Origin of the sequence: Paenibacillus terreus (assembly GCF_042138595.1) — a bacterium.
Classification (GTDB): domain Bacteria; phylum Bacillota; class Bacilli; order Paenibacillales; family Paenibacillaceae; genus Paenibacillus; species Paenibacillus terreus.
Window position 1 is genome coordinate 37,671 of record NZ_JBHIRX010000018.1, and the last position, 15,971, is coordinate 53,641.

Annotated in this window: 7 protein-coding genes; 3 read left to right on the top strand and 4 right to left on the bottom strand. The window is 41.4% G+C overall.

Annotated elements, in window-relative coordinates; translation table 11 throughout:
• Positions 1 to 92: 92 nt before the first annotated feature.
• Together ACE5KN_RS24820 and ACE5KN_RS24825 are read right to left on the bottom strand one after the other, a co-directional pair.
• Positions 93 to 2,636 (bottom strand): helicase C-terminal domain-containing protein, encoded by a 2,544-nt coding sequence (locus ACE5KN_RS24820; RefSeq protein ID WP_375527401.1) that lies wholly within the window; start codon positions 2,634 to 2,636, stop codon positions 93 to 95.
• Positions 2,637 to 3,147: 511 nt separating this feature from the next.
• On the bottom strand, positions 3,148 to 4,131 hold the full coding sequence (locus tag ACE5KN_RS24825) for a DUF3991 domain-containing protein (RefSeq protein WP_375527402.1): 984 nt from the start codon (positions 4,129 to 4,131) through the stop codon (positions 3,148 to 3,150).
• 218 nt (positions 4,132 to 4,349) lie between these two features.
• Between ACE5KN_RS24825 and ACE5KN_RS24830 the strand changes: the two genes are divergently transcribed.
• From ACE5KN_RS24830 to ACE5KN_RS24840, 3 genes are all read left to right on the top strand, one after another.
• On the top strand, positions 4,350 to 6,347 hold the full coding sequence (locus ACE5KN_RS24830; protein ID WP_375527403.1) for an ATP-dependent nuclease: 1,998 nt from the start codon (positions 4,350 to 4,352) through the stop codon (positions 6,345 to 6,347).
• Positions 6,340 to 8,292, top strand: coding sequence for a UvrD-helicase domain-containing protein (locus tag ACE5KN_RS24835; RefSeq protein ID WP_375527404.1), 1,953 nt, complete (start codon positions 6,340 to 6,342; stop codon positions 8,290 to 8,292). Before ACE5KN_RS24830 ends, ACE5KN_RS24835 begins: the two co-directional genes overlap by 8 nt.
• Positions 8,293 to 8,355: 63 nt before the next feature.
• A complete protein-coding gene (locus tag ACE5KN_RS24840) occupies positions 8,356 to 9,390 on the top strand; it encodes a hypothetical protein (protein WP_375527405.1) in 1,035 nt (344 codons plus the stop codon).
• A 52-nt stretch (positions 9,391 to 9,442) separates the two neighbouring features.
• Here ACE5KN_RS24840 and ACE5KN_RS24845 read toward each other — a convergent pair whose 3' ends face one another.
• A complete protein-coding gene (locus ACE5KN_RS24845) occupies positions 9,443 to 14,062 on the bottom strand; it encodes a helicase-like domain-containing protein (RefSeq protein WP_375527406.1) in 4,620 nt (1,539 codons plus the stop codon).
• Positions 14,063 to 14,131: 69 nt separating this feature from the next.
• Positions 14,132 to 15,970: a hypothetical protein gene (locus ACE5KN_RS31135; RefSeq protein WP_445993926.1), complete on the bottom strand. Its 1,839-nt coding sequence runs from the start codon at positions 15,968 to 15,970 to the stop codon at positions 14,132 to 14,134.
• Position 15,971 lies beyond the last annotated feature (1 nt).

Sequence of the window (15,971 nt, forward strand, 5' to 3'; positions counted from 1 at the left end):
ATAATGCAGTTTTTTAGAAAAGTGTAGGAAACAAAATTACTTTTCGAGATTTAGATAAAATAATCCCGTTCAAAAGAACGGGATTATTTTATCTATGATCTTTGTATTGGGCGATCAGGTAGAGCTTCGTACAATTTCGTATATGTCAATCCAGCTTCCTCTAGCAGTTTGTTTAATGTTGCAGAATAAGTAGCGTTATCACTTTTGCTATATGCGTCAAACAGTAAAGTAGATATTCGATGTGCTAACGCAGAAATCTCTTGAGGAGTCCATATGTGCATCTGTTGTCCAGGACTGGCAGTTGGATGTGAAGGAATAATTGGTCCTACAATCAATAATTTATATTGACGACTTGATTCAGGAAATTCTTCTTTATACCATTCACTATGATTTAAGGCTTGACCAACATCTCTTTTCGAATAGAATGATGTATCTTTTTTCTCTTCTTTACTTTCAATTAAAATATCCACTTCTGGTGAGGTCCAAAATATATCAGGGCCGCGGCCACCTGTTTCTGAGTCTGGCCTATTGGAGGCAAATCCTAAGTATTTGCCTAACCAGGACAAGGCTTCTTCGTACTGATTTGTTGTACTCTTTTCACTGAAAAGAGGGGATAGTCGATCTTGCATCTCGCTAAATGATCCATAATTGAAATCCCCTCGCTCGCTAAGGACACTCGCTATTCTTTCACCCTGAGAATCTCCAAAAATTACAGGAGGAGCATAGGTGGTTACAGAATCTGGATTAATTTTCCCGAGTACTCTAAAAGCACTTGAAGCCCTATTAAAGTATCTTTCAGCGGCTGACGTATTACCACCTAAAAGATGGACATAACCTAACCAATGTGCGTGCCAGGAGGCAAGAGCTTTGTCTTGGTTAAAAAGTGTATCCAAATGTTCTTCAAGTGCGCGCGCTGCTTGTGGATACTCGCGATCCCATAGATGTTCTAAGAACTTTCGTTCTGCAAAAGCAACTTTAATACTATAGTCTTGTTCATCAGTTGTATTTGTTTCAAATGATTTTTCATTCACCACAGAATGAGGCTGTATTCTCGCTGTGTGGACTGATGTCCATCCAAGGTCCCTTGGTACAGCTACAACTGACATTATCAATTTATGTAAATCTTGAATATTAGAGATGCTTTTGGTTAGTTGTTCTCCCAGTTCTAATTGAGCACGGGTATACGCTGGGATTACTTTTCGATTACTCCCCCTAGTGATCCAATCTCCAATATCATCCCCCAGTAAAAAGACGACGCCATAATCATCATTGCCTCTTGAGATCCTACCCATAGCCTGAATTAAACGTGAAGCTACAGTTCCTTGAAGAAATTTGTTTTCCCCTAAATTATTCCACAAAAATTTCTCCATGCTTCCTGTTCCTGATGGCAATCCATCAACAACAAGGAAACGACATGTATCTCCGGGGAAATCCATGCCTTCAAAACGAGCAGGGGCAACCAAAATTCCATTTTGTGCTTTTTTGAACTCTTCTACTCTAAGTGTAAAATCGTCCGATGAAAAGGTCATTTCATGCTCACGCCAGCGCTTAGCTCTAGGTTCGCTTTTTGGAATTACAAGGATTTTTTGGTACTGTGATAACCAGACAATATAATCAAACATAGCTGACTTAAGAGCAGGATTAACATAAGGGGTAACGATAAGGCGTTCAGACTCCCCAGCGCTTGTCTTAGGCTCAATGTATGCATCAGGCAAGAAGCCAAAAGTACGAACAAACTCTGGTTTATCCTGTACAGTTGCAGATAAAAAAACTTTAGTAACAGATGGCGACATGAATGGCAAATTATTGATTGGTGGCAGGAACGGTGAAATCTCAATGCTATCAGAACTAAGGAATGCAACACAAAGATCTAAATTGTTCCGCAGATGTTCCCAGGCAAACATTGAAACTTTCTTTGTTGTAACACCTTCATTTGTAAGAGATTCAATTATACGATTTACAGCTTGTTTCCAGACAAAAAGTGGAATGAACAGTATACTTGGATCATCTTTGAAAGTGACGACTTGATCGAATTCAGGTCCACGGTGGATGGACTCAAAGTACTTACGTACTTGTCCAACTAATGTAGAGTAAGTAACTGGAAATTCAGATTCAGGAATATGAAGAGTAAAGTTTTCTCTTATAATATGAGATGCAACATGTGAATCATCAAAAATTATGCCTTCGATGTCTCTGAGAAATCTTGTATTCTTCCCATTGAATAGTGTTTGATAGTTAGTTAAACATTGAATTTCTCCAGTATTAAATTCAAGCTCATTAATCATATTTCTGTTATAGTATGTAGCTACTGAAAGTCCTAATCTTTCTGCAGCTTGGGCTGTTTGAACAATAAGTTGATTAGAGCCACACAAGTAAAAAACTCTATCTAAAGAACGATTAGTTATTGCCTGACCTTCCAATAGTCCAATAACTGTTTTGCCACCACCAGTATTTAGTATGACGGCGACATGTTTTTTGCGCTGCTCTAATACGTGGTGTAATTCATCGAGCGCAAGATACTGTCCCCGCCATAAATCGTTAACTTTACCTTTAGGCAAATTGTCGTATATTTTTATGGGATGTGTTTCTTTTGGGCCGGTTGGTTTATTGAAAAATTGACTAAAATCAAATGACATTTTCCCACCTCGTTGAATTTAAGTATTTACTTTACTTAATCCATGCGATTCATGCGATTCAAGAGGCTAGGATTAGTTTCTTACTCACCAGGCCATTCACATAAACCTCATGATTATTTAATCCCCAAGTGCAGTAAGATTGGTTAGTTTGATCTACTGAATTGCTCTTTAAGAACCTTGTATAAAATAATTCCATATTATTTATGGTAGCATCAAACATACGTCTTCTCAACCAGATATTTCATTTAATATGTGATTTTCGGAGTATAACATCGAGCAAGATCAAGAGTGGAAGGACAAAAGGGAACAGTTACTCATTCTGCTCAATAACCTACTATAGAGGGGGCTCCAATTTTAAGGAGTCCGACAGAAAGCCAATGTCAGACGGCGCTTGCAAGAGAACCAAACTAGAAAATTTAAATACACGAGAACAGTGATAAAAGTGAAGCTAATTCCGTTTTGATTAATCGAATTGATATGGCGTCTCTGTTTCACACGAGAAAGCCACTTCTTACATTTCAAGAATGTCTTCTGTCTCAAATCCCCGTTTTCGTTCTCTTTCTATTAAATACCTAAGGGCGCGTAATTCCTGATTTATATCCTTAATTTCAGGGGTTTCCACAGAAGTTATATATCCAAGCTTGGCATATTTATTGGCAAATTTAAAGGCAGCTTCTTGCCCCCAATTGGGAGCCGGGCTGCCGTCATGAAAGGTGGCGTTTATATCGTTGTCCAAGCAAAAAATGATCTCCGTAATGTCGTGATGCCCCAAGAAGCGTTCTAGGGCCAGATCAGATAAACAACCAAGCGAAATACGATGGTCCTCGTTCCAGTCACGCCCGTCCAATTTCGACAAGGTGGCATGACTCATAGCGTCGATCGGGCTTTCACAAACATAAACCTTTCGGCTGGTTCCGTAAATATGGAAAGGATAGCTCTTGTCCGAATAAGGTAGGTCCTGTTTGAAAGGTCGCTCCGGCCAGGTGCCGCGCAGGGAACAGTATTTGGCCGATCTCTCCTGATCGTACCCGACAAAGACGCAATTTCCGGTCTTATCCTGCTGGTACAGCTTTTTTTCGAGCATTAAGCGGGAGACGATTTCCGGTTCAATGCCCCGGGCATGGATCAGGTACCAGGCAACACGTCTATAGTTGGGTGCTTTATCCGGGAGCTGCAACTTTCCGGAATGTTTCGGAAGGGAAGGAACAGATTGATGTTGAGGTACGTCGGTCTCTAACAAACACGCAACCGCCTCTTTAAAGTCCATCCGCATAAAATGCATCACAAAGTCGATGGGACCGCCGCGGGTGTCTGTTGAAAAGTGATAGAATTTGTTACTGTCCCGGAAAAAGTAAAGACCGCCACTTTGCTTCGCATGAAGCGCGCGGCGGCCGCCATTTTCGAGGATATAGCCATGAGATTTGGCGAATTCGATTAGGTTAATGCTGTTCGCCCGCTTGATTTGTTCTTTACTAAACGGTAGTTTTTTTTCCATAAGTCACCATAAAATTTCATGAGATTATTTTAGATAAACTTGCACAAGTGTAACAAAAGTGATGTTAGGCTTCCTAAGAAAATGTTGTCAATTTTTCGGTAATTTTGGAAGGGATATGAGGCTTGTTGTCGAATTTTACACCTTAAGATGTTGCTTACTTGGGTTTCAGTCATGAAGTAGTTCTTAAGTTACTAATAAATTGAAGGAGGCATTCAAGCGTGCATATATCTAGTTTGAGTATTACAGGATATAAGAACTCTAAAGAAAAATCTTTAATAAAGCTTCATAAAGGACTCAATGTACTGGTTGGGGAAAATGGCTCAGGTAAAACGACAATCGTTAATGCTTTAAGACTTATCTTACGCGAAAACGAGTTTTCATATATGAATATAAATGAAGATGATTTTTATGTTTCATTAGATAAGAAGTACTCGGCTCCTAATATTAAAATTGATCTAACATTTGATTCTCTTAGTCCAGATGAACAAGTTACATTTCTTACATGGTGCGATGCGGATTTTAACGCCCAATTACACTTAGAAGTAAGCTCAAATCCTAATAGAAAAGGTTACTTTAAAAAAGAAATTTGGGGCGGAGTCTCTAAATCGAGCATATTCGAAGAGGAGACATTTGAATGTATTGATTGTATCTACCTACCACCTCTTAGGGATGCAGAGGAAAAACTGGTTAATGGGAAAAGATCGAGGTTAGCACAATTATTAAAAAAACAGTATGGAGACAAAAAAGATGAACTTGTACAGAGCGTTAAAAGCTTTAACGAGCAAATAACAAGTAACGCTGATAAAAAATACAATGAAATTGAAATTGCGAAGCAGAATATCAATGCTAAATTAGAGGAAACATTAGGACAACGTCTTGGACAGAGTATAAATCTACAGTTTGCTGAGACGACCTTCAATAAAATTGTTGAAAGTATAAAAATGGTCTTTTTCCCTGGGATTAAGGAGAGCAATCCGGATAAGTTCAGGGATATCGCTACTAATAGTTTGGGATACAATAATTTGTTATACATAGCAACTGTTTTTGCAGAGCTTGAATTGCTAAAAGATAATAATATGATGACGGTTCTATTAATAGAGGAACCGGAAGCACATTTACATCCTCAGCTTCAAGTTAAATTTATAAAATACCTAGAAGAAATAAGCCGTACCCTCGAAAATATACAAGTTGTTATTACTACACATTCACCAGTGCTTGCTTCTTCTATAAAAATTGATAATTTAATTCATGTTATCCAAAAAGGTGACGCAATCATTACGACTGTACTAAAGGATATCGATTTAGGTGAAAGTAGCAAGAACTATATCAATCGATGGTTAGATGTGACGAAATCCACTTTGTTATTTTCAAAAGGTATTATCCTTGTTGAGGGTATCAGCGAAGCGATGCTTATCCCTACGTTCGCTAAAATCGTATTGGCGCAATATAATAAAAAAGCTCTAGCTGACATAAAAGAAATATTACCAAATTCTTTAGAAGAGGCGGGCGTTTCTACAGTTAACATTAACGGTATAAATTTCAAACACTTTATGAAGCTGTTTGCAAATTGCGATGGTTCCTCTGGTAAAGTACATTTACCTATTAATTGTTCTGGAATTACGGATAATGATCCACCAAAGCTCAAAGAATTTGTCTATGATAAACATGGGGAATTAAAAAAAGATAAAAATAATGAGCCTATAACCAGAAGTGTGGATACCTTTCCTCTTCCTGGTGAATCACCTTCAGGAGCAAATAGTGCACTACAACTAATTGATGATATTGCTAAGAGTAATTGGGGACGCTTGTATCACTCTCCTTTAAAAACTTTTGAATATGATTTAGCAATAGAAGGAAATACAAGTCAAATGGCAAAAGTTCTTCATGATCTGTGGCCTTTAGAAGGAACAGTTAAAGGACATTGTATGACAATCTGTTCTAGAAACAATCAGTACCCAGAAAATGTTCAATTATTAAAAGAAGATGCGGAATATATTTTTAAACATATTGATGTTGACGAGGTTGGTAAAGGGATTTATGCGCAGGAGCTAACGGATTATTTGGAGTTAAAAATTAACCGACACATGGACAGTATAAATGAAACAAGGTCAAATCTAATAGATGTTTACGCTAAAATTAGTGAATTAATGGTTATTCCTGAATACATAAAAAGAGCTATAATTTGGGCATGTGGGGGCATCGAAATAGATGAATAGGAAAGAAATGGAGCAAGAAATTATAAACACTCTGAGTAAAAATAAACAAGCAAATTACTCATACATTTCTTTGATTCAAACTAAAGTAAAAGAAAAAACGGAACAACAGTTAAAATATGTTCTTTCTTCTATCACTGAAAATATATACTTAGAAGCTTGTGCAGGAAGTGGGAAGACCGAAGTTGTTGGAATGAAAACTGCATATGAAATTAGTATGTGGAATTCCAAGAATAAGGGACTTGCTGTACTCACATTTACTAACGAGGCTACGGATACTATTAAAGAACGAGTAGAAAAGTTTTCTGGTTTAACCTCATTATATCCTCACTATATCGGAACTTTATCAGGATTTATTCATGGATTTATTGCGCAAAGCTTCGGTTCCAAATATTTCAAACATAAAAATAGGGATGGTGACACTTCGTATAGATTAATAGATAAAAATTTGGATATTTTCAATAATCACTGGTTAAAAAAATATGAACTCCCATATACAAACATTAATCCATCAAAGCAATACTCTTATGCTAACCAACTTTATTATGATTACAATATTAATGATTTGATAATCTATCATTCTGAAAACCACAAGGTTTCATTAAAAGAATATTATGATTCTGCCGGAGTTCAAGAATTCATTCAAAATTATCGGGAGAAGAGCGGTAATAGTCATTCATTAGGGTTCGATTATATAAAAAATGAAATAAAAAAGGTTAAAAGAAACTTTTTGGAGGATGGGTTTGCTAACTTTGAAGATATAAATAATATAGCATATATAGTCTTGAAGAAAAATCCCAATATCGCTTTACTACTAGCATTACGATTCCCTGTCATTCTCATAGACGAATGTCAGGATTTATCCAGGATTGAAATTAATATCCTTGATCAATTAAAAGCTAATGGTGCTACTCTCCATTTCATTGGAGATCTTAATCAGTCGATCTATGAGTTTAAAAATGCAAATCCTGAAATAACGAAAGAATATTTATCTAATTTCCAAAAGTGTTACTTAACAGATAATTTTAGAAGCTGTCATTCCATAGTAAATACATCTAATCAATTATTAGGTATAACATTGCCTATTCGTGGACGAGCAGATGACAAGTTAGGTGATAGAAGTGTTTGCTATTTAGAATATAGCGATTTATCCACAGTCAGTCAACAATATTTAGACTTCCTTAAAGAGGTTAACATTTCTTTTGACAGATCGGCCATTTTGGTAAGGCAACAATCATTAAAACAAGAGCTAGAAACAAATTCCCAAGAAAGTAAACATCCGATTTTAGATGCTTTACAACTTTGGATTTATAATACACCCAAGTCACGATTGTTAGCATTAGAACTAGCAAGTAAGCACATGCAAAGGTGGTTTGGGGGGGCAAAAACTAAAAAAAATTATCATTGCCCTAGTGCAATTGATTCCGTTTATAGATGGAGAATTTTTATTAAGGATTTTTTGGAAGGATGTTCAGTAATTGATGATTTAGTGAAATTCGAAAATGTTAGATATACTGCCTGGTACAAAAATTTTAACAAGCACTTTATTAATATATTGGAAGAGTCGTATCATTCATTAAAAAGTTATGATGGCGAAAAGAGAGACTTTAGCAAATTAACTAAATTAATCGCTCCCCGTGGCACTGCTAAGAGTGAAATCGTTACCTATAACACAATAGACAATTTAAATCTGTTGTCAATTAACACTATCCATTCGGTAAAAGGAAAAGATTTTGATAGTGTACTGGTGGTTTCAAGTCTTCGTAATAAAGGAAGCGGCCATTGGAAGCAGTGGGTCGAAAAAGAAGTAGAATCGGGGAGGATAGGCTATGTTGCAAGTACAAGAGCAAAGTATTCATTGGTCTGGGCTGTTCCAAAATTAAAGAGAGAAGATCGAGTGAAAATTGAGTCTTATGGCTTTAAAAGAATTACATTTGCTGATTCATAATACATAGATCGAATCTCTTTATCAATTTTTATATTCCATTAACTTTCATGAAAAGGAGTCAAAATGAGTAGGAACATCCAATATGACAAATACAATTACTTTTGCTACATCGGAGTTTTTCAGGATACTGATTATGAACCAATATCTCTAATTCTTGACACACAAACAGCAATAATGCTTGAAAAGTTTTATTACAACCCTCATAAATTGAAAAGTGAGGTGAATGCTGCAATTACTCGCTTTTTGTTGGAAACGATAAATAAAGATAAAGTTCCAGGGCTTGCTATGCAAGAGGCATGTTGGGATAGAGCTTTAGGTTCTCTAAATCTTCCTCAGTTTAACAGGTTAGAGTTAGCATTAAACAACATCAATACTTGGGATAGAGAAAGGATCATAAAGCATAGCCAGTCTAACGGTGTTCCGTATAACGATTTTGTTACGAGAGAAAAAGTAACATTTACCGAAACAATGATTCCTCATTTAAAATCGAATCCTCTCTTACTCGGTAGTTACACAATCATTCTAAAGATTCATTTGTTGAACTATAGAAAAAGTAAGATTGATAAATTCAAACTATTTAGAGAGTTTATAGACTTTATGAATAATAAGGTCAGCATTTTTCATGCTGTAGAGTTTTCACTGGCTGTAGATTATTTCTTAGGAAATTCTAAGAAGAATGATAATGCACAAAGCTTGCTCAAGTTTGGTTCCAAAGATCCATTGGGTGCAATATTAACTTCTTGTTGGGATTTATTTTTTCTAAGATTCTTGCAATTGAGTTTTATGCAAAATATTGGAGGTATTTTAAGACCAAAACTAATTAGTCGTGATGATGCTCTCATTAATTTAGCCAAGTATTCGTATATTCACGGCCTAATTGAGGTTAATGAGACACCGATGCCTGTTGTGTCATTTGATCATGAAGATCTAGATACAACTACTTTGGACTATTTGGATGAGATCCGTACAGAGATAATAAAATCGACGCATATTAGAAGTCTATCCTATTTGGGCGATATAGAAAAACTAGTTGGAAGGATAACCGAAACTGCTAGGGAATTAGAAGAAGAACTAATAGGAATGATTAAGCAAAAATGAGCTAGAACATGTGAGAAGAACTGTTCTAAAGGAGAGGGGCACTTTTTATACGTTAATCCCCTCTCCCGAATCCGTAACACTCCTCATCCATTTCCTGTTCCGATTTTACCTCTGCAGAATCCTCTGTAATCAGTTCCTGTCCCTGCAGTTCCTGAAACTCCAATACCGAGTTAATTTCCGATTGCCGAGCCACCAATTCCTGCAATTTCTGCTCAAATTCGAATGGCTTCATTTTCTCCTGTTGTGCAGCCGTATACTGGTCATGCAATTCCTTCTGTTTTTCATCGGCAGCTTGCAGCAGAAAGGGGATTTTCTCAATAGCATTTTCGATTCGAGTAATACTGCCCAGTTCCGAATCACCCAAATCGATAGGATAGTTTTTCGCTCCCCGAATTTCCACATGCATGTTATACATAGACTGCCGTGAAAGGTAAATTTCAAATCCCCGATATGCCCCAATCCGAAGTGACTCATCAGGCTGTAAGGCCGTTATATTGTACAGGAGCAGGAGCATTTCACCGGCTTTTGGACGTTCCGTAAAGGTTTTTTCGTCCAATTCCATGTTAAACGGTTTGTTCCGGGACTGCTCAAGTAAACGGAGGTCTTCTTGCAGTTCCGAGATTTCTTGTTCTGTTCTTTGAAGCAACTGCGGATATTGTTTGATCTTGTATTTGAGCATCATTTGCTCATTATGCCAGTTGGATTTCAGCAATTTCAGTCGCGTCACTTCATTATCAATTTGCATTTTCTCGGCCAACAATGGGTTGTTTGTCGCGATCGCTTTGACCTCTGCCGCAGACAGTACGGTTTCGTCCGCGTCATCACAGGAGCGGGAAATGCTTTTGCCGGTCATCACTTGCGAGATATATCGAAGCTTTTGCTCTTGAATTTGCCAGAGATACGCATCAAATGTCCCTTTTGTGACATATCGGAAGATCTGGACAACGTTATTCTGGTTACCTTGTCGCAAAATGCGGCCGTCCCGTTGCGTGATATCTGCTGGCCGCCATGGACAATCCAGATGGTGGGCGGCGATCAGTCGGTCCTGAACGTTTGTGCCAGTTCCCATTTTTTGTGTGGAACCCAGTAGGACCCGAACTTCGCCGCGGCGCACCTGTTCAAACAGGGCTTCCCGCTGGACATCCGTATTTGCGTCATGGATAAAGGCGATCTCATGCTCTGGAACCCCGCGTGTGATGAGTTGCGTTTTGATTTCGTCATAAACGTTAAACTGTCCCGACTTCGGTGTACCGCTATCGCAGAAAATCACTTGAGTTAATCGATCTGCTTCTGTCCGTTGCCAAAGGTCGAACGTATTGGAGATACAACGGTTCAACTTGGAGGTCGGATCAGAGGGAGCCTCTTCATCCACCAGCCGTGGATCGATGGACATCAACTTCGCTTCATGCGTGAGCTTGAGCATATTGTCCTCGGTAGCGTCTACTTCATTGTTTCGGATCTTCTCGGCTCGAACGACAAAGTCGTCCATCATTTGCTTTTGAAAGAAAGAACATTCGCTGACGACAACGGTTGCTTTTCCGCCTTCCAATTGTGGGGTGGGCAAATTAAGCATATCCGCCGTTTGGATGTCAGCTACCAAGCGAAACATACTCATTAGCTCCGGCAAATTATGAAATTTGGCAAAGCGGGATTTCATTCGGTAGCCGCTGCCTTCCGGTGTGATCTCCAGCGACGTGACGACTTCCCCGAACGTCGCCGCCCAGTTGTCGAAGAAGTTCAAGCCAAGTTTGTGCAGTAGATGCGGCTGAAGGTAGCGTTGCATGATGTACATTTCCGACATGCTGTTGCTGATCGGCGTGCCGGTGGCAAAGACGACGCCTCGGCCATTGTTTATTTCCTGCAGGTACTGACATTTGAGAAGCATGTCCGTTGCGCGCTGGCTGCTGGATTTGCCGATGCCGGCAACGTTTCGCATCTTGGTGAACGTGAAGCAATTTTTATACGCATGCGCTTCATCGACAAACAACATGTCCACGCCCAACTGCTCGAAGGTAAGCAGGTCGTCCTTTTTTCGTTCGTTGACTAGACGCTCCAAACGGGATTTCAGATTGTTCTCGAAAACGACCATCTGCTTGATGCTCCAGTTGTCTCCCTTTTCTTTTTTCATTTGTTCGATCATGCGGGAGATGTTGCGGATTTCATCTCGCAGTAGTTGTTCCTGACGTTCTTTGGAAATCGGGATTTTTTCAAACTGGCTATGCCCGATGATGATCGCATCGTAATCTCCCATAGCTATTCGTGAAACGAAGCGTTGGCGATTGGAGAGGGCAAAGTCTTTTTTTGTCGTCACAAAAATGTTGGCGGCGGGGAAAAAGCGCAGAAATTCGTTGGCCCACTGCTCGGTCAAATGGTTAGGGACACAATATATTGGTTTCTGCACGGCACCAATTCGTTTCAGGTACATACCGGCCGCAATCATAGCTGCTGTTTTGCCTGCCCCCACTTCATGAGCCATCAGTGCTGTGCCCGAATAGATGATTCTTGCAGCGACATCTTTCTGATGCTTGCGCAGCTCCATTTCTTCGTTTATGCCTTGAAAAACGAGATGATCGCCATCGTAGTTTCGAGGCCGGATCGTATTGAACTTGTTGTTGTAAATGGCTAACAGGTCGTCGGCACGGTCTTTATCTCGAAATAACCAGGACGAGAAGGCTTCTTTCATCTGCTGCTGTTTGGCGCGGGCGATCATCGTTTCTTTGGCATTAACGACATACTTGATTTGCTCGTTCCCGTTGCTGTCCAGGTAGGTGACCGGATCGCGAACGGTGATGCTTTGCAGATTCAGGCTGCTTTCAAAAATCTCGTAGGCGTTGGCACGAGGAGTGCCAAAGGTTTGATTGACTTTGATCGAATTCCGTTCCAGCGATTTACCGGATACGCGCCAAGTATTGGTATATTCTAAGTAATCCACATCGATGGTTTGACTAGCCTGGAACACCTTGGCGGTTCCAAACGTTTCGTACATGAAGTCACGATAATAACGAACGGGAATCCACGGACTGCCGATGCGAAAATCAATATCTCCCGGCATGAGTGGAGGAGGTTGCACTCGGGTTAGTGCTTCGACGTTGCGGGTAAACAGCTCGGGATGTTCCTGAGCTTTCAGCATTGCATAGGCCAGCTTATCTTTGACATTGCCGGACAAATACTCTTCATCCAACTCCCAGCCTTCTTCCTCGTCACCGGTATATTTTTGCGGATTGAGGAAGATGCGATCATCGAGTTCTTCACGGACTTCGGAAGTAGTTTTCCCGCACAAATGTGCGATGTAGGGCAGGTCGATTTTCAATCGCTGGTTTAAGCAAATTTGCAGTGCTTCCAATGCGGTTTCCGCTTGGTCAGGCAAACGGTGCGGTCTGATGGTTGGTCGGAAAAAGATAGCAGCTTTCGTCCACGTTTTTTCCGCCGTTAGGTCTTCGATGGAACGAAGCAGCGGCAATTGATCGTCGTCGGTAAAGGCAGAAATGTTGGCTCGATCGTTTATTGCTCCGTGTTCCCGAACAAAACGGTCGTATACTTGATTAAGTACTTGCTGCGCTCGTTCGAGATCAGCCAGTGGATAGCCGTCGCGGGTTTGAATCTGAATAACATCGAGCAATGCCGCTTTGATTGTGCAGATTCCCTTAATTCGTTCGGCTTTTTTGCCATTGATGTCTTGCGGCAATAAGTAGCCATTTTCGCAATAGTAAATCCGATTATTTCGAACGACGTAGGTAAAGTTCTTAATCCCGGAAGGAGCTTTAATTCGTTCTGGCTCTTCGTCAAGGACGTCCATTTCTTCTTCCGTCAGACCCGGCATCGCAGTGAATTTAGCTTGTAGTGTCGAAAGCGCCTGTTCGAGTGCGACAGACAACTCTTGGCCCTCATGCGGCACGCATGCAGTCGCTCGTTCTGCTCCGTACATCCTGCGGTCCCAAACCATGTTCCCCAGTACCATATGGGGATGGGAGAGATAGTAACGGTTTAAAGGAATCCCGTCTGTTGTAGCATCAACATAAACCCACTCGGGCATTTCCGTGTTTTGTTGCTGTAGGGTGCGTTCCCGTTTTTGGAGAAACACAATGTCAGTGGTAACCTCGGCACCCGCCAACGATTGGAAGGTCGTATTGGGCAAACGGACGGCGCCGATCAGGTCGGCTTTTTGTGCCAACAGCTCACGTACACTAGAATCCTGTTTATCCATCGTCCCTTTACTGACAATGAAAGCCAGAACACCGCCAGGTTTAAGCAAGTCCAGTGCTCGAATAAAGAAATAATCGTGAATCAAGTAGCTTCTCGTATATCGCTGATCAAATACGCGAACGTTGTGGAACGGAATATTGCTGAAAATGGCGTCAAACCGGGTATCCCCAAAATCCACTGTTTCAAAGCCCTGCAGACGGATATTCGCATTAGGGTACAGTTGGTTAGCAATCCGGCCAGTTATACTGTCCAGTTCCACACCGTGCAATTCGGCGGTCTCCCATGCTGGAGGCACAACAGAAAAGAAATTACCGGTTCCCATGGAAGGCTCCAGCAGTTTACGGTTAGCTCCGTCGGTCAAGCCAAAGCGGAGCAAAGCATCGTGAATGGCCTGAATAACAATCTGTTCCGTATAAAAGGCGGTAATGGTCGAGTTTCGTGCCGCGGCGTATTCCGTTTCGTCCAACAATTGTTTTAACTCGTGGTACTCGGATTCCCAACCGGTAGCCGCAGGGTTGAAGGCATTGGCCAGTCCGCCTCAGCCCACGTAACCTGCTAAAACCTGTTGCTCATCTGGAGTCGCAAGACGATTCTCCGTCTCCAATTGCTTTAGCAGCCGAATAGCATCGACATTACGTCTGAATTTACCTTTTGGACCGGAAGGATACGGGGAGCTTTCCGGGTTAAAGCGAAAATTGACTGCTTCAATTGGAAGCGATGAAGCGGGTATGTCATCGGGAACGCTGTTGATGGAGTCTTGGTGGTTTGAAACAAAGTCAGAATCGATGTCCTGTGCTGTAGACTCAGACGCTTCATGTTCGATTTGGGCAGCGTAATCGAACAGCGTCCATTCCGTTTCGGCCGGTGGGAAAGGGGGGAAGCGTTCGTCGTAACGTCCCTCCCGAATCAATTGAAGGATAGTCGCAGCGACTTTATTCCAGGTGAATGCCGTTTCATGAGAGCCGTCAGCGTTGCTCCATTCCAGGCGCATTCCTTTGCTGTCGTGGTCGTAACCGTGCAATCCATTTCCGAATTCACCTCTGGCACCGCCAATGCCATATAGAGATTTGAGTACCGGGACAAGATTGGCCGCTTTTACTGGCTGGTGTTCCGTTACGAACGAATAGACACGTTCTTTGGTCTTTGATCCACTTTTGCTGCTTTGCAGAAAGAGTTCCAACATGTGATCGGCGGAGACCTTTTCTTGTTGACTATCTTCCTTTTTGGGCAGAAAAAAAGAACCGCTGGTGGGCGGCTCCGAGTCGGATGAGAAGGTTGTTATCGTGGTTTCAGTATGATATCGTTCAGGACTAGTTCTTCGGCGGTTGATTTGATCTGATTGAGGTGGCGTGTCCGCTCCAGGATGTCTTCCGTCTGCGGCATGGGATGGAGTCTCAGAAGCTGTTTGGTCAATACTTCCATCTTCGCGTGGGCTTCCTGTTCCACTTGAAGCATTTTTTCCATCAGATTGCCTTGCATCTTGAGAATCAGGAAGCGCTGCGGGTGGTGATTGCGAAGGAAATTCAGCGCCATCCGCCCATACTTGCCCAGCGGCTGCTGGTCGGCTTCTGCCTGATTCGAGATTTGCAGGTCGGGATACAGAAGACCGTCGATCTCGTAATAATTCAAGTTCGGCTTCCTGCTGTTCATGTGAGAGTCTCCTTTCGTTATTAAGAATTTTTGCGTGGCGGGCGATGTCTTGCAGGATGTCGCGGGCTATCGTGGTTACTTGATGTCCCAATCGGGCGGCAAGAGGCAACGAATCGAAATGGATAATGGTCGAGAAATCCATTTGCTCTGGTTCCGGCAATTTGCACCGCCGATGAACAAAATACACAACGCTATCTTGAACGATGTCCTGCATGTGCTGTTCAAAGCCCGCTGGAGGAAGCCTATCGAAAAAATGATCCTGTACATCCAGGGTCCAGTCTTGCATTACTCCGTCCATCGAAGAAGTCACGGCGTCCTTGGCCATGTTGGATATCCATATGGCAATATTGTTTATTTCGTAAGAGGAGAGCCGCCCGGCCAATTCCGTAAGATCAATTTGTTCCAGATTCCAAGGTACAGGCGGCACTTTGCCCGTTGTTTGCGTAATGTCGAACAGGTGGTTAAGAACAAGGTTGTCTTGATCAAAATCACAGACGGCAATACTTTTTTCACCTTTCTTCACATAACGGCCAATCTTGTTCCAAACGGGCAGGGGGGCCAGCATGGTGGCCTCCGGGTTTTGGCTGTAAATGAGCAACATGTTGTCGAATGAGTACTTATAGATGGGAGCGGCGAAGGTCAGGAAATCGGTCCAAGCTTCTCCGCTTTGGGTCAAGTCTGTGATGGCTGATTTATACAGGATCTGTAACCGTTCGGCTCGACTCATG

What these genes read in the sequence shown, in the direction of transcription:
- ACE5KN_RS24820 (WP_375527401.1), bottom strand. Translation starts at nt 2,636, where the DNA reads ATGTCATTTGATTTTAGTCAATTTTTCAATAAACCAACCGGCCCAAAA.
- ACE5KN_RS24825 (WP_375527402.1), bottom strand. Translation starts at nt 4,131, where the DNA reads ATGGAAAAAAAACTACCGTTTAGTAAAGAACAAATCAAGCGGGCGAAC.
- ACE5KN_RS24835 (WP_375527404.1), top strand. Translation starts at nt 6,340, where the DNA reads ATGAATAGGAAAGAAATGGAGCAAGAAATTATAAACACTCTGAGTAAA.
- ACE5KN_RS24840 (WP_375527405.1), top strand. Translation starts at nt 8,356, where the DNA reads ATGAGTAGGAACATCCAATATGACAAATACAATTACTTTTGCTACATC.
- ACE5KN_RS31135 (WP_445993926.1), bottom strand. Translation starts at nt 15,970, where the DNA reads ATGAGTCGAGCCGAACGGTTACAGATCCTGTATAAATCAGCCATCACA.